Source organism: Streptomyces sp. NBC_01334, assembly GCF_035983595.1.
Classification (GTDB): Bacteria; Actinomycetota; Actinomycetes; order Streptomycetales; family Streptomycetaceae; genus Streptomyces; species Streptomyces coriariae.
Map to the genome: position 1 here is coordinate 7,632,310 of NZ_CP130718.1, position 22,267 is coordinate 7,654,576.

A 22,267-nucleotide genomic window follows, 5' to 3' on the forward strand; every position below is an offset into this window, starting at 1 on the left:
CGGTCGCGGCTCCGCTGAGCCGTTCCACACCGCACCTGGGAGGCACGGGCAGCTGTGTCGGGCAACACGCGTTCTTCTGCACAGGCGACGGCGACGGACTACTGGCGGCGGCGGTTCGCCGCACCGGTGCCGCAGCCCGCACTGCCGCTGGACTTTCCGCACCCGCCCCGCCAGGAGGGGACGGCGCCGCGCGCGCGGCGCGCCGCCGCGCTGGGGATGACCGCCGACGGGATGACCGGACTCGCCGCCCTGGTGGCCCTGCTGCACCGCTACGGCGGTGCCGCCGCGACCGGGACGGCGGTGGCGCACGAGGGGCTGCCGCTGCGCGTCGCGGTCGACGGCGACACCCCGTTCGCCGAACTGTGCGCACGGGTCGGGGCGGCGCGCGCCGAGGCCGCGGAGCACCGCCTGGCGACCGCCGAACTGCTGGACCTCCTCGCCCCCGAACCCTTCCGCGGCGGCGGGCTGTTGTGCGCCACGGGCTTCGGCGACGCGCCCTGGGACGAGGGCGGCCCGCTCGACCTGGCCCTGACCGTGGCCGACGGGGAGGTGTCGGCGGACTACCGCACCGACCTCTTCGAACCCGCCACCGTCGACCGGATCCTCGGCCACTACCGCACGCTCCTCGCCGACGCCCTCGCGCGCCCGGCCACCCCGGTCGCCGACCTCGAACTCCTCGACGACGGGGAACGGCACCGGATCCTGCACGACTGGAACGACACCGCGCACGACGTACCCGCGCTCACCTGGCCGCGGATGTTCGCCGACCAGGTCGCCGCCCGCCCCGACGAGGTGGCCCTCGTCCACGAGGACGTCCGCCTCACCTACGCCGAACTCGACGCGCGCGCGGCCCGGCTGGCGCACGCGCTGGTGGCCCGGGGCGCAGGTCCGGAGACCGTGGTCGCCCTCGCCGTACCGCGCTCGGCCGACATGATCGTCGCGGAGGTCGCCGTCCTGAAGGCGGGCGCGGCCTATCTGCCGGTCGACACCGACTACCCGGCCGACCGCATCGCCTACATGCTCGCCGACGCCCGGCCGGTCTGCCTCGTCACCACCGCCGAGATCGTGCCCGACCTCCCCCCGGACATCGATGCGCTGGTCCTCGACGCCCCGGACACGATCGCCGAGCTGGCCGCCCGCCCCGCACAAGGTCCCTCGGCCGCGGACGGGTTGACGGCCGCGCACGCGGCCTACGTGATCTACACCTCCGGCTCCACCGGCCGCCCCAAGGGCACGGTGCTCTCGCACGCCGGTGTGGCGGGGCTGGTCGCCACGCAGCGGGAGCGCTTCGGGATCGGCCCGCACAGCCGGGTCCTGCAGTTCGCCTCGCCCAGCTTCGACGTGGCGTTCTGGGACCTGTGCCTCGGACTGCTGTCCGGCGGCCGGCTGGTCGTCGTGCCCGCCGACCGCCGGGTTCCCGGCGCGCCGCTCGCCGACTACGCGAACGAGCACGGCATCACCTTCATGATCCTGCCGCCCGCCCTGCTCGCCGCCATGCCGGACGACGTGCAACTCCCGCCGCAGGCAACGCTGCTGGCCGGTACGGAGCGGGTGTCCCCCGAGCTGGTCGGCCGGTACGCGCGCGGCCGGATGATGTTCAACGCCTACGGCCCGACCGAGGCCACCACCAACTCCACGCTGGGCCTGTGCGATCCGGACACCCCGCCCGGCACCATCGTGCCGATCGGCGTGCCCGACCCCGGGACCCGCGCCTACGTCCTCGACGACCGGCTGCGGCCGGTCCCCGCCGGTGTCACGGGAGAGCTCTATCTCGGCGGCGCCGGTCTCGCCCGCGGCTACCTGGGCCGCCCCGGTCTGACCGCCGAACGCTTCGTCGCCGCCCCCGACGCCCTCGCCGCCGCGCCCGGCGACCGGCTCTACCGCACCGGCGACCTGGTGCGCTGGAAGGCGGACGGACGACTGGAGTTCCACGGCCGCGTGGACAGCCAGGTCAAGATCCGCGGCTTCCGCATCGAGCCCGGCGAGATCGAGTCCGTCCTGCGCTCCCACCCGGCCGTCGACCAGGCCGCGGTCGTCGTCCGCGAGGACCGCCCCGGCGAACGGCGCCTCGCCGCCTACGTCGTGCCCTCGCTGGACGCCGGCCCGGACACGGACGCCGAGGCCGGAGTCGCCGACTGGAAGGACCTGCACGAACTGCTGTACTCCGCGGCGGGTTCGGAGGGCTTCGAGGAGAACTTCGCCGGCTGGAACAGCATGTACGACGGGCTGCCCATCCCCCTCGCCGACATGCGCGAGTGGCGGGAGGCGACCCTCGACCGGATCCGCGCCCTGCGGCCCCGGCGCGTCCTGGAGATCGGCGTCGGCTCCGGCCTGCTGCTGTCCCGGCTCGCCCCGGACTGCGAGGCGTACTGGGGCACCGACCTGTCCGAGGAAGCCGTACGGGCCCTGGACGCCCAGGTGTCCGCCGTCCCCGGCCTCGCCGGCCGGGTCACCCTGCTGGCCCGGCCCGCGCACGACCTCGCCGGGCTGCCCGAGGGCCACTTCGACACGATCGTCGTCAACTCCGTCGTCCAGTACTTCCCCGGCGGCGACTATCTCACCGGCGTGCTGCGCTCCGCCGCCGCGCTGCTCGCGCCCGGCGGCGCCCTCTTCGTCGGCGACGTACGCAACCTGCGGCTGCTGCGCACCCTGAGCGCGGCCGTCGAGGGCGGGCGGGTGCGGGAGCAGGGGGACGAGGCGGAGGCGGACAAGGAGGCCCTGCGCGCCGCCGTGGACCGGGCGCTCGCCTGGGAGGGCGAACTCCTCGTCGACCCCGACTACTTCACCACCCTCGACGGCCTCACCGCCGACATCCGGATCAAGCGCGGCACGCACCACAACGAACTCACCCGGTACCGCTACGACGTGGTCCTGCGGCCGCGGGCCGACGGGGGCGCGGAGGTGCCCGAGTCGCCCTGGCCCGCGCTCGGTTCGGTCCACGCCCTCGACACCCTGCTCGCCGGGCACCCGGACCGGCTGCGCGTCACCGGCATACCCAACGCCCGGCTCGCCGACGACCTGGCCGCGCTCGACGCCCTCCGGGACAGCAGCAGACCGGCCGACGCGACGCACGGAGTGGACCCCGAGTCCCTCCACGAGAGCGCCGCCCGGCACGGCTACGAGGCGACGCTCACCTGGAACGGGGACGCCGAGGACGGCAGCCTGGACGCCGTGTTCGCGCCCGCCGGGGACGACCTCGCGGCCCCGTACCGCCCCGGCGGCGGCCGGCCGCTCACCAACCGTCCGGCACCGTTCCGCAACGTCACCGCGCTGATGACGGCCCTGCGCCGACACGCCGCCGCGTACCTGCCCGACTACATGGTCCCAGCCGCGTTCGTCCCGCTGGACCGGCTGCCCGTCACCCCCAGCGGCAAGCTCGACGCCGCGGCCCTGCCCGTGCCGGACCTCACCCGGACCGGCGCCGGACGGGCCCCCGGCACGGACCGCGAGCGGCTGCTGTGCGATCTGTACGCGCGGGCGCTGAGGGTGCCCTCGGTGGGTGTCGACGACGACTTCTTCGCGCTCGGCGGCGACAGCATCGTCGCCGTCCAGCTCCTCGTCCTGGCCCGCCGGGCCGGCCTGGAGCTGACCCCGCGCGACGTCTTCCGCCACCGCACGGTCGCGGAGCTGGCCGGCGCCGCCCGCACCGCCGCGGCCGGTGCCGTGGACGACAGCTCCTGGCAGCTGAGCGAGGACGAACTCGTGTCCCTGCAGGGAGAGTCCGCCGTCACCGTCGAGGAGACGCTGCCCCTCGGTCCGCTCCAGGAGGGCTTCTTCTTCCACGCCCTGATGGACGGCGCCGAACACGACACGTATGTCGTGCAGCAGGTCGTCGAGCTGTCCGGACCGGTCGACGGCGCCCTGCTGCGCCGGGCGGCGCAGCGGCTCCTCGACCGGCACGCCCCGCTGCGCGCCTGCTTCCGGCAGACGCCCGACGGCCGCCCCGTCCAGATCGTCGCCACCGGTCTCGAACTGCCCTGGCGCGAGGTGGACCTGGCCGCGCAGGACGATCTCGCGGTCCGGCGAGCCCTCGCCGAGGCCGTCGCCGCCGACGAACGGGCGATCCGCTTCGACCTCGCCCGGCCGCCCCTGGTCCGCTGCGCCCTGATCCGCTTCGGGGACGAGCGCAGCCGACTGGTCCTGACGTTCCATCACATCGTCGCGGACGGCTGGTCCCTGCCGATCCTGCACCGCGAACTGCTCGCCCTGTACGGCGACGACCCGGCGCCCCTGCCCGAAGTCGCCCCGTACCGCGGCTACCTCCGCCGGATCGCCGGCGCCGACCGCGAGGCCGCACGGGCCGCCTGGCGCACCGCGCTCGCCGGCGTCGAGGAGCCCACCCGGCTGGTCGAGGTCCCGGCGCCCGCCGGGCCCGTCGAGCCCGCGCAGATCCGCGTGGAGCTGTCCGAGCGGGTCACCGCCCGGCTCGCCGCCCGCGCCCGGGAGCGCGGGGTGACTCTCGGCACCCTCGTGCAGGGCGCGTGGGGACTGCTCGTCAGCCGCATGACGGGCCGTCAGGACGTGCTGTTCGGCACCACCGTGGCCGGCCGCGACGCCGCCGTCGACGGCATCGAGTCGATGATCGGCCTGTTCATCAACACGCTGCCCACCCGGCTGCGCTGGAACCGGGGCGACACCCTCGGCGGGCTGCTGGAGCGGCTCCAGGAGGAGCAGAGCGCACTGCTCGACCACCAGCACCTCGGACTCGCGGACATCCAGCGGGCCGCCGGGCACACCGGGGGCGGCGAACTCTTCGACACGCTCGTGGTGTTCGAGAACTACCCCGGCGGCGACGGCGCCCCGGGCATCACCGACCCCACCGGCACGATCGCCGTCGCCGGGCACGCCTTCCACGACGCCGTGCACTACCCCCTCGCCCTCATCGTCAAGCCCGGCCGCCGTCTCGACCTGCGACTGAAGCACCACGCGAGACGCCTGGACGCCGACGCCGCGCAGTCCCTCGCCGACCGCCTCACCCTGGTCCTCGAGGCCCTGGCCGACGACCCCGACGCCCGGGTCGCCGACCTCGAACTGCTCACCCCGCGCGAGCGGGCCCGCGCCCACCCGGCGGGGGAGTCCCGGCCGGTGCCGGCCACCACGCTGGCCGCCGCGTTCGCCGCCCAGGCCGCGCGCACCCCGGACGCCACCGCCGTCGTCCTCGACGGCACGACCCCCCTCACCTACGCCGAACTGGACGCGCGAGCAGAGCAGTTGGCCGTCCGCCTGCGGGCCCGGGGGGCGGGCCGCGAGCGGTTCGTCGCGGTCGCCGTACCGCGTTCGGCCGAGCTGATGGTGGCGCTGCTCGCCGTCCTGAAGTCGGGGGCCGGCTATCTGCCCCTGGACCTGGACTACCCGGCCGAGCGGCTCGCGTACATGCTGACCGACTCGGGGGCGACCACGGTCGTTTCGACGGCACGGGACGCGGGACGGCTGCCGTCGGTCGAGGGCCTCGACGTGATCGACGTCGACGACGCGACCGGCGTGGCCGCGGCGGCGGGCGACCTCCCGCCGGCCGCCCCCGTGGAACCGGCCCGCCCCGACGACCCCGCCTACCTCATCTACACCTCCGGTTCCACCGGCCTCCCCAAGGGCGTCGTCGTCACCCACCGCGCCATCGTCAACCGGCTGGCCTGGATGCAGGGCGAGTACGGCCTCGACCCCGGTGACCGGGTGCTCCAGAAGACGCCGTCGAGCTTCGACGTGAGCGTCTGGGAGTTCTTCTGGGCGCTGTGCGAGGGCGCCGCCGTCGTCCTCGCCGCGCCGGACGGACACCGCGACCCCGCCTATCTGGCCCGCCTGATCCGGGCCGAGGGCGTGACGACGATGCACTTCGTGCCGTCCATGCTGGAGGCGTTCCTCGCCTCGGACGAGGTCACCGCCGACCCCACGTGGGCGGGCGGCCTGCGCCGGGTGTTCAGCAGCGGCGAAGCCCTGTCCGGAGCCGCGGCCCGCCGCTGGCACGACCTGACCGGGGTGCCGCTGCACAACCTGTACGGCCCCACCGAGGCCGCCGTCGACGTGACGTACCACGCCTACGACGGCGCGTCCGACACCACCGTGCCCATCGGCCGGCCCGTGTGGAACACCGGCCTGCGCGTCCTCGACCCCTGCCTGCGCCCGGTCCCCGACGGGGTGCCCGGCGAGCTGTACCTGACCGGCGTCCAGCTGGCCCGCGGCTACCACCGGCGCCCCGCGCTCACCGCCGACCGGTTCGTTGCCGACCCGTACGCCGGCGAACCCGGCGCCCGTATGTACCGCACCGGTGACCTGGTGCGCCGCCGGCCCGACGGCACCCTCGACTACCTCGGCCGCACCGACCGGCAGGTCAAGCTGCGCGGCAACCGGGTCGAACTCGGCGAGATCGAGGCCGCGCTGACCCGCCGACCGACCGTCGCCCGGGGCGCGGTCGTCGTCCGCGACCAGCGCCTCGTCGCCTACGCGGTCCCCGCGGCCGGAACCGCCGTCGACCCCGCCGAACTGCGTGCCGCCCTCGCTGACGCGCTGCCCGCGCCCCTGGTCCCGGAGGCGTACGTCGTCCTCGCCGACCTCCCGCTCACCCCCAGCGGCAAGCTCGACCAGGCCGCGCTGCCCGCCCCCGAGGCCGAGCGGGCCGCCCGCCGGGCACCCGCAGGACCGCTGGAACGCCGGCTCACCGAGATCTTCGCGGCCGTCCTCGGCATCGAGGACGCCGGCCCCGACGACGACTTCTTCCGGCTCGGCGGCGACAGCATCAGCTCCATCGGCGTCGCCGGCCGGGCCCGGGCGGCCGGCCTGGACCTGAGCCCCCGCGACGTGTTCACCCACCGCACCCCCGCGGCCCTGGCGACGGCGGCCGCAGCGGTGACGGCGGCCCCGAGCGCCGGCCGGGCCCCCGCCGCCCCCTTCACCCTCACCGACGCCGAACGCGCCCGCGTCCGCGCCCTGGCCGCCCCGGCCGCCGTCGCCGACGTGTGGCCGCTGGCCCCCCTCCAGGAGGGCCTGTTCTTCCACTCGGCGTACGACGAGGGCGCCCTGGACGTCTACACCGTCCACGAGACGTTCGACTTCGCGACCCGGCTCGACACCGGACGGCTGCGCGCCGCCGTCCGCACCCTCCTCGCCCGCAACCCGGGCCTGCGCGCCGGCTTCACCAGCGAGGGCCTCGACCAGCCCGTGCAGTTCATCGTCGAGGACCCGGAGGTCCCGCTCGAGGAGGTCGACCTCTCCCACCTCCCCGCCGCCGAACAGGACCTACGTCTGCGGGAGTCGACGGACGCGGAGCGCGACCGGCGGTTCGACCTCTCGGCGCCCCCGCTGTTCCGGCTGCTCCTGTTGCGCCTGGGCGCGCAGCGCGGCGACCGGCTCGTCATCGGCCGTCACCTGATCCTCTGGGACGGCTGGTCGGCCTGGCTGTTCCTCGACGAGCTGTTCGCGCTCTACGAGACGGGCGGCGAGGCGAACGCCCTGCCCGAGCACGGCAGTTACCGTGACTACCTGACCTGGCTCGAGGAGCAGGACGACTCGGCCGCCACGGCCGCCTGGCGCGCCGCCCTGGCCGGTCTCGACGAGCCCACGCTGCTGGCCCCGGCCGCGGCCGACGGCCTCGAACCGGTCATCCCCGACCAGCTCGACATACGCCTGTCCGCCGAGCTCGGCGACCGGCTGCGCGAGACGGGCCGCGCCCACGGTCTGACCCTGAACACGCTCCTCAACGCGGCCTGGGGGCTCACCCTCGCCTCCGCCACCGGACGCCCCGACGTGGTGTTCGGCACCACCGTGGCCGGCCGGCCCAGCCAGGTCCCGGACGTCGGCGACATCATCGGGCTCTTCCTCAACACGGTCCCCACCCGGATCGTCCTCGACCCCGCCGAACCGGTCCTCGCACTGCTCCGCCGCATCCAGGGCGAACGCCTCGACCTCATGCCGTACGAGCACCTCAGCCTCGGCGTGCTCCAGGCCGAGACCGGACACCGCAGGCTCTTCGACACCCTGTTCGTGCTGCGCAACAACGACACCGAGGAACGGCTGGCGGACCTGCGCACCCGGCACGGCGCCACGGCCGTCGCCAACGTCGACGCCACCCACTACCCGGCCAACCTCGTCATCACCCCGGGCCGCCGGATCGCCGTCACCCTCACCCACCGCCCCGACCTCGTCCCGGCCGACCGGGCGCGCGCTCTCCTCGACCGGTTCGCGCTGCTCCTCGACCGCCTCGGCGCCGACCTCACGGTGCCCGTCGGGTCCCTCGACCCGCTGCTGCCCGCCGAACACGAGGCGCTGCGCGCGGAGTCGGCGGCGAGCCGGGTGCCCGACCCCGAGGACACCATCGCCGACCTGCTGGCCGCGCAGGCCGGACGCACCCCGGACGAGCGGGCCCTCGTCTTCGGGGAGCGCACCCTGACCTACGCCGAGCTCGACGCGGCCGTGAACCGCATGGCCCGGCTGCTGATCGACCGGGGCGCCGGCCCCGAGCGGGTCGTCGCCCTCGGCCTGCCGCGCTCCCTGGACATGGTGGTCGCGCTCTTCGCGGTCCTGCGCACCGGTGCCGCCTACCTGCCGCTGGAGCTGGACCATCCGGCCGACCGGCTGTCCCTGATGCTGGCCGACGCCCGCCCGCTCCTGCTGCTCACCACCCGGGCCGTCTCCGCCACGCTGGACGGCGACATGGCCCGTGTCCTGCTCGACGACCCGGCCACCGGGAGCGAGCTGGCCGGGCTGTCCGAGGCCCCGGTCCGGCTCCGCTTCAGCCTCGAACACCCCGCCTACGTCATCTACACCTCCGGCTCCACCGGCCGCCCCAAGGGCGTCGTCACCCCCTACCGGGGCCTGACGAACATGCAGCTCAACCACCAGAAGGAGATCTTCGCCCCGGCCATCGCCTCGGCCGGCGGGCGGCGGCTGCGCATCGCGCACACCGTGTCCTTCGCCTTCGACATGTCGTGGGAGGAACTGCTCTGGCTGGTCGAGGGCCACGAAGTGCACGTGTGCGACGAGGAGTTGCGCCGCGACGCCGAGGCGCTGGTCGCCTACTGCGAGCGGCACCGCGTCGACGTCGTCAACGTCACCCCGACCTACGCCCGGCTGCTGATCGAGCAGGGCCTGCTGACGGGCCATGTGCCGCCGCTGGTGCTGCTGGGCGGCGAGGCCGTCCCGGAGGCGGTGTGGACGGCCCTGCGCGACACCGAGGGGACGTACGGCTACAACCTGTACGGGCCGACCGAGTACACCATCAACACCCTCGGCGGAGGCACCCTCGACAGCGAGACGCCCACCGTCGGCCGCCCCATCCGCGGCACCCGCGCCCACATCCTCGACGCCTGGCTGCGCCCGGTGCCCGACGGCGTGCCCGGTGAGCTGTACATCGCCGGCATCGGCCTGGCCCGCGGCTACCTCGGCCGGCCCGCGCTGACCGCGGAACGCTTCGTCGCCGACCCGTTCGGGGAGCCCGGCGAGCGCATGTACCGCACCGGCGACCTGGTGCGCCGCAACCCCGACGGCAACCTCGACTTCCTCGGCCGCACCGACGACCAGGTCAAGATCCGCGGCTACCGCATCGAACCCGGCGAGATCGAGACCGCCCTCAGCCGTCACCCGCTGGTCGCCCAGGCCGCCGTCGTGGTCCGCGACGAACGCCTCGTCGGCTATGTCGTGCCCTCCGGCGCCGACTCCGAGGAGCGCTCCGCGGCCGAGGCCGCGCAGGTCGGGGAGTGGCAGGAGATCTACTCCGACGAGTACGAGGAGATCGGCACCGCCGTCTTCACCGAGAGCTACGACGGCTGGGACAGCTCCTACGACGGGCAGCCCATCCCTTTCGAGGAGATGCACGAGTGGCGCGAGGCCACCCTCGCCCGCATCCGCGCGCTCGAGCCTCGCCGCATCCTCGAGATCGGCGTCGGCTCCGGCCTGTTGCTGTCCCGGCTCGCCCCGGAGGCGGAGGCGTACTGGGCGACCGACTTCGCCGCCCCCGTCATCCGCAAGATCGGTGAGGAGGTACGGCGCGACCCGGCCCTCGCGGCCAAGGTCGAACTGCGCTGCCGGCCGGCCGAGGACCTGAGCGGTCTGCCCACCGGCTACTTCGACACGATCGTCATCAACTCCGTCGTCCAGTACTTCCCGAGCGTCGACCACCTCACCGCCGTACTGCGCGGCGCGATGGACCTGCTCGCGCCCGGCGGCGCCCTGTTCGTCGGAGACGTCCGCAACCTGCGGCTGGCCCGCACCTTCCACACCGAGATCCAGCGCGCCCGCGGCACCGCCGAGGCCGACCTGGAGGCGGCGGTGGAGCGCGGCCTGCGGCTGGAGAAGGAACTCCTCGTCGACCCCGACTTCTTCACCACCCTCGGCTACGGGGTCGACCTGCGCACCAAGCGCGGCCACCACCACAACGAGCTGAGCCGGCACCGCTACGACGTCGTCCTGTACGCCGGCGAGCCGGACCTACGGCTGGACGGTGTGCCGGTGGTCGACTGGGCCACGGCCGACACCATCGGCGAACTCGTGCGCGGGGACTGGTCCGGCGCCGAGAGCATCGGCGCACTGCTGGGCGGCAACTGGTCAGCGACCGGGGGCACCGGCAGGCACCCGCGCGGCGAACGGCCCGCGGGCCTGCGTCTGACCGGCGTGCCCGACGGCCGTACCCGCGCAGCGGGCGTCGACCCGGAGCACCTGTGCGAACTCGGCGCGGCCGCCGGATACCGGGTGCTGACCACCTGGTCGGCGCGGACCGGAACGTTCGACGCGGTGTTCCTGGCGACCGCCACGGCCGAACCGCGCCTCACCGGCGGCCTGTTCCGCGCCGGCGGCGGCACCCATCCCTACGCCAACGACCCCACCGCCGCCCGCGAGGCGAGCGCCCTGGTGCGCCGGCTGCGCGAGGACCTGGGCCGCGAACTGCCCGACTACATGGTCCCGGCCGCCTTCGTCACCGTCGACGGCCTGCCCATGAACGCCAACGGCAAGCTCGACGTGCGCGCCCTGCCCGCCGCCGAGCCCGCCGTCGCCCTCGGTGGCGGACGCGGCCCGCGCACCCCGCGGGAGGAGGTGCTGTGCAGGCTGTTCGCCGAGGTGCTGGGGCTGCCCGAGGTCGGCGCCGAGGACAACTTCTTCGACCTCGGCGGACACTCGCTGCTCGCCACCCGGCTGGTCAGCCGCGCCCGCACCGAACTGGGCGCCGAACTCGCCATCCGTGACCTCTTCGAGGCGCCCACGCCGGCGCTGCTCGCGGGCCGCGCCGACCTCGGCAAGCCCGCCCGTCCCCCGCTCACGGCGGTCGCGGAGCGGCCCGAGCGCATCCCGCTGTCCGCCGCGCAGCGACGGCTGTGGCTGGTGGAACGCCTCACCGGCTCCCCGGCCGAGGACACCGGCGGGGGAGCGGCCTACAACTTCCCGCTCGTCCTGCGGCTGCGCGGACGACTCGACGTGCCCGCGCTGCGCGCCGCGCTGCGCGATGTGACGGCACGGCACGAGTCACTGCGCACCCTGGTCGCCGAACACGAAGGCGTGCCGTTCCAGCGGATCCTGTCCGCCCGGGAGGCGGAGCCCTCGTTCACCGTGACCGACTGCGCCGAGGACGACCTGCCGCCGCTGATCTCGTCCGCCCAGCGCCGCCCCTTCGACCTGACGCGGGAACTCCCGCTGCGCGCCGAGGTGTTCCGGCTCACGGCCGAGGAGCACGTGGTCGCGATCGTGCTGCACCACATCACCACCGACGAGTGGTCCGACCGGCCGTTCCTGGCCGACCTGAACACCGCGTACGCGGCCCGCACGGCTGCCGTCGCCCCCGACCGGGCGCCGCTGCCCGTGCAGTACGCCGACTACACCCTGTGGCAGGACCGGCTCCTCGACCAGCTCGGCGAGCGCCAGCTCGGCTACTGGCGCGAGGCGTTGCGCGGACTGCCGGAGGAGCTGGCGCTGCCCCTGGACCGGACCCGTCCGGCCGAGCCCACCGGGCGCGGCGGCACCGTACGCCGCGCCGTGCCGGCGGAGACCGGCCGGGCCCTGCGCGAGCTGTCCGCCGCCACCGGCACCAGTATGTTCATGCTGCTCCAGGCCGCCACCGCGGCGCTGCTGCACCGGCTGGGCGCGGGAGACGACATCCCGCTCGGCGCCCCCATCGCGGGCCGCACCGACAGCGAACTCGACGACCTGGTCGGCTTCTTCGTCAACACCCTCGTCCTGCGCACCGACCTGTCCGGCCCGGACGGCACCGAGCTGACGTTCCGTCAACTCCTGTCCCGGGTGCGGGAGTCGTCCCTGGCCGCCTTCGAGCACCAGGACATCCCCTTCGACCGCGTCGTGGAGGCCGTCAACCCGCCCCGGGTGGCCGGCCGCAACCCCCTCTTCCAGGTCATGCTCGGCTACCACCACCGCCCCGACGGTGACCCGGAGACCCTGCTCGGGCTGCCCGCCGACTGGTACGACATGGACACCGGCACGGCCAAGTTCGACCTCGACTTCACCTTCGTCGACGAGTCGGACGCCTCCGGGCGCATCACCCTCCTGCTGGAGTACGCCACCGACCTGGCCGACCCCGGCACCGCGGAGCTGCTCGCCGAACGCCTCGCCCTGCTGCTCGAACGGGCCGTCGGCGCCCCGGACGCCCCGCTCGCCGGCCTCGACATCCTGACGCCGACCGAGCGCGCGAACGCCGTCGGCGCCTGGAACGACACCGCCCACCCGGTCGAGACCCGCTCCGTCCCGGAGATCCTCGCCGACACGGCCCGCCGCCACCCCGAGCGCACCGCCCTGGTCACCGGCCCGGCCGACGCCCCCCGCCGGACCACCTTCGGCGGACTCCGGGCCCGGGTGGACGAGCTCGCGGCGCGCCTGCGCGCCCACGGCGTCACGCCCGGCACGGTCGTGGGGCTCGCGCTGCCCCGCGACGAGATGGTGCCCGCCCTGCTCGGCGTCCTCGCCGCCGGGGCCGCCTATCTGCCCCTCGACCCGGAACTCCCGGCCGACCGGCTGCGGTTCATGCTCACCGACGCGGCACCCGTCTGCCTGCTCACCACCACCGCGCTCATGGACCGCCTCCCCGCAGCCCCGGCCGTGCCGCGGCTGCGCCTCGACGCCCCGTGGCCGGCGGCCGAACGGACCGCGGACGGCCCGCCGCCGCACCCGCACGAGGCGGCCTACACCATCTACACCTCGGGCTCCACCGGCCGCCCCAAGGGCGTCATCGGCACCCACCGCGGCCTGAGCAACCTCTACGCCTCCCACCTGCGCGACCTGATCGAACCGGCCGTCCGCGACACCGGACGGGACGCGCTGCGCGCCGTCCACGCGGCCTCCTTCAACTTCGACGGCTCCTGGGAACCGCTGCTCTGGCTGCTCGCCGGCCACGAACTGCACGTCGTCGACGAGGCGACCGTGCTCGACCCGGCCGCCCTGCTGAGCCGGCTCACCGACGCGGCGATCGACTTCGTCGACCTGACCCCCACCTACCTGCGCGAACTGCTCCACCACGGCTTCCTGGCCGCCGACGGCCCGCACGCCGTCCCGGCCGTCATCGCCGTCGGCGGCGAGGCCACCCCGCCCGCCCTGTGGCAGCGCCTCACCGCCCTGCCCGGCACGGCCGTGCACGACCTGTACGGCCCCACCGAGTGCGCGGTCGACGCCTACGGCTGGCACCACGGCGAGGACGACTGGGCCGCCCCGCTGGACAACATCCGCGCCCACGTCCTCGACGAGCGCCTGCGGCCCGCCCCCGTCGGCGTGCCCGGCGAGCTGTACCTCGCGGGCGAGGGCCTGGCCCGCGGCTATCTGGGCCGCCCGGCGCTGACCGCCGAGCGGTTCGTCGCCGACCCGTTCGGGGAGCCCGGCGAGCGCATGTACCGCACCGGGGACCTGGTGCGCCGCCGCGGCGACGGCACGCTCGTCTTCCTCGGCCGGGCCGACGGCCAGGTCAAACTGCGCGGCTTCCGTGTCGAGCTCGGCGAGATCGAGGCCGCGCTGACCGGGCACCCCACCGTCTCGGCCGCCGCGGTCGTCGTCCGCGAGGACCGGCCCGGCGCACCGCGACTGGTCGCCTACGTCGTCGCGGACCGCGTGAGCGGGACGGAGCCCGACCCGGCCGCCCTGCGCGCGCACACCGCCGCCGCGCTCCCGGAACACATGGTGCCCGCCGCGTTCGTCGCCCTCGACGCGCTGCCCCGCACCGTCAACGGCAAGCTCGACACCGCCGCGCTGCCCGCCCCCGACCCCACGACGGCGGCCCCCGCCGGCGGACGCCTGCCCCGCACCCCGCGCGAGGAACTGATGTGCGCGGAGTTCGCCGCCGTCCTCGGCGTCGAACGCGTCGGACCCGACGACGACTTCTTCGCGCTCGGCGGCCACTCGCTCGTCGCCATGCGGCTGGTCAGCCGGATCCGCACGGTTCTCGGCGCCGCCGGGGGAGGGGTGTCCCTGCGCGCGGTCTTCGACGCGCCCACGCCCGCGCGGCTCGCCGCCCGCCTCGACGCGGACCGCGCGGCGGTCCGTCCCGCGCTCGACGCCGGACGCCCGCTGCCCGAGCGGCTGCCGCTGTCCTTCGCCCAGCGGCGGCTGTGGCTGCTGCACCAGGTGGAGGGCCCGAACCCGGCCTACAACATCCCGGCCCTGTGGCGGCTCACCGGCACCCTGGACCGGGCCGCCCTGGAAGCCGCCCTGAACGACGTCGTCGCCCGGCACGCGCCCCTGCGCACCGTGTTCCCGGCGGTGGACGGAGTGCCGTACCAGCACGTCCTGGACCCGGCGCAGGCCCGCGTCCGGCTCGACACCGCACCTTGCGCGGACCTCGCGGCGCAGGCCGCCCACCCCTTCGACCTCGCCCATGAACTCCCGCTGCGCGCGGTGCTGTTCACGACGCCGGCACCGGGCGACGGCACCGACGGCGGCGGCGCTGCCGAGCCGCAGGAGCACGTCCTGCTCCTCCTGCTGCACCACATCGCCACCGACGAGTGGTCCGACCGTCCGCTGCTCGCCGACCTCGGCACCGCCTACGCGGCCCGCACGGCCGGCCGGGCCCCCGACTGGGCTCCGCTGCCCGCGAGTTACTCCGACTACACCCTCTGGCAGAGCGACCTCCTGGCGGAGACCGGCGACGGCCTGCTGGCCCACTGGACCGAAGCCCTCCGCGGGCTCCCGGCCGAACTGACGCTGCCCACCGACCGGCCGCGGCCGGCCGAGTCCAGCGGGCGCGGCGGCACGGTCGGCTTCACCGTCCCGCCCCGCCTGGAACGCGCCCTGCGCGCCCTCGCCCGCGACCACGGCGTCAGCATGTTCATGGTCGCCCAGGCGTCCGTGGCCGCGCTGCTGCACCGGCTCGGAGCGGGCGACGACCTCCCGCTCGGCGCCCCGGTCTCCGGCCGCGACGACGAAGCCCTCGAGGACCTCGTCGGGTTCTTCGTCAACTCCCTGGTCCTGCGCACCGACCTGTCGGGCGATCCCACCTTCGCCGGCCTGCTCGCCCGCGTCCGGGAGACCGACCTGGCCGCCTACGAGCACCAGGACCTGCCCTTCGAACGGCTGGTGGAGGCGCTCAACCCCGAACGCTCCCTCGCCCGGCACCCGTTGTTCCAGGTGATGGTCGTCCACCTCGCGGGCCAGGGCGACAGCCCCGCCCTGCCCGGGCTGACGGCCCGCCGGGAGAGCGTGGGTCAGGACACCGCCAAGTTCGACCTCAGCTTCGACTTCGTCGAGCAGGGCGACGGCGGCGGCATCCAGGGCTGGATCGAGTACAGCGCCGACCTCTTCGACGAGTCCACCGTCGAACTCCTCGCCCGGCGGCTCGAATCGCTCCTGGAGCAGGTCGCCGCCGACCCCGGCCGCCGCGTCGGCAGCCTCGACGTGCTGCGCGACGACGAACGCGCCCTCGTCCTCACCGAGTGGAACGACACCGCGCGGCCCGTCCCCGGTCTCACCCTGCCGGAGCTGTTCCGCGCGCAGGCCGCCCGCACCCCCGAGGCCACCGCGGTCGTCCTCGAGGACACCGCCCTCACCTACGCCGAACTCGACCTGCGGGTGGAGCGTCTCGCCCACACCCTCGCCGCGCACGGGGCGCGGGCCGAGGCCACCGTGGCCGTCGCCCTGCCGCGCTCCCTCGCCCTCGTGGTGGCGCTGCTCGCGGTCCACCGCGCGGGCGCCGCCCATCTGCCCCTCGACACCGGTTACCCGGCCGAGCGGCTCGCGTACACGCTCACCGACGCCCGCCCGGTCTGCCTGGTCACCACCGAAGGGGTCACCCTCCCGGACACCGGCGTGCCCACCCTCACGGTGGACGCCGACGGCGCCCCCGACCGCCCGGCGCACGCGCCCCTGCCCACCGCCCACGACCCCCGTTACCCCGCCTACGTCATCTACACCTCCGGCTCCACCGGCCGCCCCAAGGGCGTGACGGTGCCCCACGAGGGCATCGCCAACCGGCTCCTGTGGATGCAGGACACCTACCGTCTCGACTCCGGCGACCGGGTCCTCCAGAAGACCCCCGCCGGGTTCGACGTGTCGGTGTGGGAGTTCTTCTGGCCGCTCGTCACCGGCGCCACCCTGGTCGTGGCCCGCCCGGAGGGCCACCAGGACCCGGCCTACCTCGCCGACCTGATACAGCGCGAGCGCATCACCACGGCCCACTTCGTGCCGTCGATGCTGCGTGCCTTCCTCGACGAACCGACCGCGGCCGGGTGCACCGGACTGCGCCAGGTGATGTGCAGCGGCGAGGCACTGCCCGCTCCGCTGGCCGCCCGCTTCCACCGGACCCTGCCGGGCAGCCGTCTGCACAACCTGTACGGCCCGACGGAGGCGTCCGTCGACGTCACCGCCCACGAGGTGCCCGCCGATCCGGCCTCCGTGCCGATCGGCCGCCCGGTGTGGAACACCCGCACCTACGTCCTGGACGCCGCACTCCGCCCGGTCCCGCCCGGTGTGGCCGGCGAACTGTACCTGGCGGGCGTCCAGTTGGCCCGCGGCTACCTGGGCCGCCCCGGCCTGACCGCCGAGCGGTTCGTCGCCGACCCGCACGCCGACGGGCCCGGCGCCCGTATGTACCGCACCGGGGACCTGGCCCGCTGGACCCGGGACGGCACGCTGGAGTACCTCGGCCGCGCCGACGACCAGATCAAGCTGCGCGGCTTCCGGATCGAGCTCGGCGAGATCGAGACCGTCCTCGCGGCGCACCCGTCCGTCGACCACGCCACCGTCGTCCTGCGCGACGCACACCTGGTCGCGTACGTCGTCACGGCCGGTGACGGCACGCCGGTGAACGCGACCGCGCTGCGCGCCCACGCCGCCGCCGTGCTGCCCGACCACATGGTCCCGGCCGCCGTCGTCGCCCTCGACACCCTCCCGCTCACCCCCAACGGCAAGCTGGACCGCCGGGCGCTGCCCGCCCCCGACTTCGCCGCCGAGGTGACCGACACCCGGCCGCGCACGGCGCTGGAGGAGACTCTCGGCGCGCTCGTCGCGGACGTCCTCGGCCTCGAACGGGTCGGTGTCGAGGACGACTTCTTCTCCCTCGGCGGCGACAGCATCGTCGCCATGCAGCTGGTCGCCCGGGCCCGCGCCGCCGGGCTGGCGTTCAGCCCCCGTGACGTGTTCCGGCACAAGTCCGTCGCGGGCCTGGCCACCGTGGCCGCCCCCACCGGCACCGTCCCCGCCGACGGGGACCCCGACGACACCGCCCTCCTGCTCGACCTCACCGACGACGAGCGCGCCGAACTCGCCGCCCTGCCGGCCGGGACCGAGGTCCTGCCCGTCTCGCCGCTCCAGGCCGGCCTGCTCTTCCACGCCGCCCTCGACTCCGGCGAGGAGGGCCCCGACGTGTACACCGTCCAGGTCTCCTACGACCTGGAAGGACCGCTGGACGCCGACCGGCTGCGCGCCGCCGGACAGGCGGTGCTCGACGCGCACGAGAACCTGCGCAGCGGCTTCCGGCACCTGTCCTCCGGGCGGCCCGTCGCCGTCGTACCGCGCACCGCCGTACTGCCCTGGCGGCAGCTCGACCTCACCGGCCCGGACACCGACCGGACCGACGACCCGGACGCGTGGACCCGGCTGCTCGGTCAGGAGCGGCGTCGCTTCGACCCCGAACGCCCGCCGCTGCTCAGGCTGTTGCTGGCCCGGCTCGGCCCGGACCGGCACCGGCTCGTGCTCTCGCACCAGCACCTCCTGCTGGACGGCTGGTCGCTGCCGCTGCTCACCGCCGAGCTGTGGGCGCGCTACGAGGGCCGCACCCCCGCCGCGCCGGCCCCGTACCGCGAGCATCTGCGGCTGCTGGCCGCCCAGGACCCGGCCGCCTCGGCCGCCGCATGGGCCGAGGTCCTCGGCGGTCTCGCCGAACCCACCCGGCTCGCGCCCGTCGACGCCGACCGCGCCGCCGCCGTGCCGCACACCCACACCGTCGAACTGGACGCCGTCCGCACGGCGGAGCTGGAGGCGTTCGCCCGGCGTCGGGGCGTCACCCTGAACACCCTCGTCCAGGCAGCCTGGGGTGTTCTCCTCGGCCGGCTCACCGGACGGGAGGACGTGGTGTTCGGCGCGACCGTCGCCGGCCGCTCGCCCGAGCTGGCCGGGGCCGAGTCGATGATCGGCCTGTTCATCAACACCGTGCCCGTCCGGGTGCGGGTCCGTCCGCAGGAGAGCACGGCCGACCTGCTCGCCCGGCTCCAGGACGAGCAGTCCCGGCTCATCGCCCATCAGCACCTCGGCCTCGCCGACATCCAGCGGGCCGCCGGACTCGGCGAACTCTTCGACACCCTGGTGGTGTTCGAGTCGTACCCGGTGACCGAGGCGGACGGGGAAGGCGCCGGACCGCGCGTCACGGTCCGCGACCACGAGGACTCCACCCACTATCCGTTCGCGTGGGCCGTCGAGCCCGCGGAACGGCTGCGGCTGACCGCCGAGTTCCGCCCCGACCTGTTCACACCGGCCACCGTACGGCGGATCACCTCCGCCCTGACCGCCCTGCTCACCGACATGGCGGCCGACCCCGACCGCCCGGTCGGACGGCTCGACCTGCTGGGCCCCGCCGACCGGCACACCGTCCTTCGGACCTGGAACGACACCGCGCTGCCCGAACCGGCGGACGAGCGGCCGGGCACCGTGCCCGCGCTGTTCGCCGCCCGGGCCGCCGCCGCACCGGACGAGGTCGCCGTCACCGACGGCTCGGTGACCTGGACGTTCGCCGAACTCGACGCCCGCACCGACCGGTTGGCGCGAACCCTCGCCGGACACGGCGCGGGCCCCGAGCGGATCGTGGCCCTCGCCCTGCCCCGCACCGCCGACCACATCGCCGCGATCCTCGCCGTGATGAAGGCGGGCGCCGCCTATCTGCCCCTCGACCCCGACCTGCCCGGGTCCCGGCTCACCGGCATGCTCGACGACGCCCGCCCGGTCCTGCTCCTGGCCACCGAGGAGACCGCCCGCGCGCTGCCCGCCAACGAGATCCCGGTGCTGCTCCTCGACGCCCCGACCGACGCCCCGACCGACGGACTCCCGGAGGCGGATCCCACCCCTCCCGCTCCCGACCACCCCGCCTACGTCATCTACACCTCCGGCTCGACGGGCCGCCCCAAGGGTGTCGTCGTCACCCAGCGCGGTATCGCCAACCTCTTCCACAGCCACCGCCACGACCTGCACGAAGTGGCCCGGCGCCGCACCGGACGCCGGCACCTGCGCGTCGGGCACGCCTGGTCCTTCTCCTTCGACGCCTCCTGGCAGCCGCAGCTGTGGCTGCTGGACGGCCACGCCCTGCACATCGCGGACGACGAGACCCGCCGCGACCCCGAACTCCTCACCGCCTTCGTCCGGGACCGGGGCATCGACTTCATCGAGGTCACCCCGTCGCTGCTGGCCCAGATGGCGGACAGCGGGCTGATCGGCCCCGAGGGCGACTGCCCGCTCTCCCTGGTCGGCTTCGGCGGCGAGGCCGTACCCCCGTCGCTGTGGGCACGGCTGGCCGCGCTGCCGGACACCGATGCGGTCAACCTGTACGGCCCCACCGAGGCCACCGTCGACGCCCTCGTCGGCCGGGTCCGCGACAGCGCGAGCCCGGTCGTCGGACGCCCCGTCCACCACTCGCGCGCCTATGTGCTGGACACCGCGCTGCGCCCGGTCCCGCCCGGTGTCACCGGCGAGCTGTACCTGTCGGGACCGGGTCTGGCCCGCGGCTACCTCGGCCGGCCGGACCTGACCGCCGAGCGCTTCGTGGCCGACCCGTTCGGTCCGCCCGGGGAGCGCATGTACCGCACAGGTGACCTGGCCCGCTGGACCGAGGACGGCCTGCTGGAGTTCGCCGGCCGCACCGACGACCAGGTCAAGATCCGCGGCTACCGGGTCGAACTCGCCGAGATCGAGGCCGCATTGGACACCCACCCGGCCGTCGCGCAGACGGTCGTCGTGGCCCGCGAACACCGGCCGGGAGTACGGCAGCTCATCGCGTACGCCGTCGTCCCGGACGGTACCGAGGACCCGGCCGCCCTGCGCGCCCACGCCGCCGCCGCGCTGCCCGACTACATGGTCCCGGCCGCCGTGGTCGTCCTGGACCGGCTGCCGCTGCTCTCCAACGGCAAGCTCGACCGGGCCGCCCTGCCCGCCCCGGACTTCACCGCCGCGGGCGGCGGCCGGGCCCCTGCGAGCGACGCCGAGCGCACCCTGCGCGACCTGTTCGCGGACGCCCTCGGGCTGCCCGCCGAGGCGGTCGGCACGGACGACGACTTCTTCACCTTCGGCGGCGACAGCATCGTCGCCATGCAACTCGTCGCCCGGGCCAGGGCCGGCGGCCTGCGGGTCACCCCCCGTCAGGTCTTCCAGCACCGCACCGTCGCCGCGCTCGCCGCCGTCGCCGTCCCGCTCGGCGCCGACGAACGGCACGCCGCTCACGACGACGGCACCGGCACCGTCCCGCTCACCCCGATCATGCGCGCCCTGCTCGAACGCGGCGGCCCCATCGCGGCCTACCACCAGGCGGCCCTGGTCCGCACCCCGGGCGACCTGACCGGGCCCGCACTGCTGGCCGTGCTCACGGCGCTCGCCGCCCGGCACGACATGCTCCGTGCCCGGCTCGTCCGTGACCCGGAGTGGACCCTGCGGGTTCCCCCGGCGCAGGAGACCGACGTCAGCACCTGGCTCACCCGGGCCGACGTGCGCGGCGCGGACGAGGCCGCCCTGCGCGCCGCCGTCTCCGCCCACGCCGCGACGGCACGGGCCGGGCTGGACCCGGAGGGCGGGGCGATGGTGCGGGCGGTCTGGTTCGACGCCGGGCCCGGGCAGCCCGGACGGCTGCTGATCCTCGTCCACCACCTGGTGATCGACGGCGTCTCCTGGCGCGTCCTGCTGCCCGACCTCGCCACCGCCTGGGCCGCCGTCCGCACCGGCCGCCCCGCCGAACTGGCGCCCGTGGAGCTGTCGTTCGCCCGCTGGTCACGGCTGCTCGGGACCCGCGCAGGCGATCCGGCGGCCGAGGACGAGCTGCCGTGGTGGACCTCCGCCCTCGCCGAGGGCGCCGGCCTTCCCCTGGCCCGCCCGCTGGACCCCGCCCGGGACACGGTCGCCACCACCCGCTACCTCTCGCTGACCCTGCCCGCCGACCTGACCGGCCCGCTGCTGAGCCGGGTCCCGGCCGCCTTCGGCGCCACCGTCAACGACGTCCTGCTCACCGCGTTCGCCCTCGCGATCGCCGACTGGCGGGCCCGGACCCCGGGTGCGCGAGGACCGGGCGGACCCGTCCTGGTCGACCTGGAGGGCCACGGCCGCGAGGAGGAACTCGCGGGCGGCGCCGACCTGTCCCGTACGGTCGGCTGGTTCACCAGCGTCGTGCCCGTACGACTCGACCCGGGCGAGGCCGACCTGGCGGACGCCTTCACGGGCGGCCCCGCGCTGGACGAGGCCCTGGCCCGGATCCGCGCCCACCTCGCGGCGCTGCCCACCTCCGGGATCGGACACGGCCTGCTGCGCCGGCTCAACCCCCGGACCGGCCCCGGGCTCGCCCGACTCGGCGAGCCGCAGATCGAGTTCAACTACATGGGCCGCTTCGAGCACCCGGAGGCCGTCGACTGGTCCTACGCCCCCGAGGACGACGCCGCCGACCTCGACGCGGACCCCGGCATGCCGATGTCCCACGCCCTCACCCTCAACGCCCTCACCGAGGACCGTCCCGAGGGGCCGGAACTGAGCGCCCACTGGGCGTACGCGGCCGAACTCCTCACCGAGGACGCCGTACGGGACCTGGCGAGGACCTGGTTCCGGGCGCTGGAGGCGCTGGTACGGCGGGCGTCCGAGTCCCGCCCTTAGCCACGGCCCCACGGCCACGACCACGACG

Annotated in this window: 1 protein-coding gene; it reads left to right on the forward strand. The window is 75.3% G+C overall.

The genetic code is table 11. The features are described from left to right. Positions 1-54: 54 nt before the first annotated feature. Positions 55-22,239 (forward strand): non-ribosomal peptide synthase/polyketide synthase, encoded by a 22,185-nt coding sequence (locus tag OG736_RS34145; RefSeq protein ID WP_327185812.1) that lies wholly within the window; start codon positions 55-57, stop codon positions 22,237-22,239. Positions 22,240-22,267 lie beyond the last annotated feature (28 nt).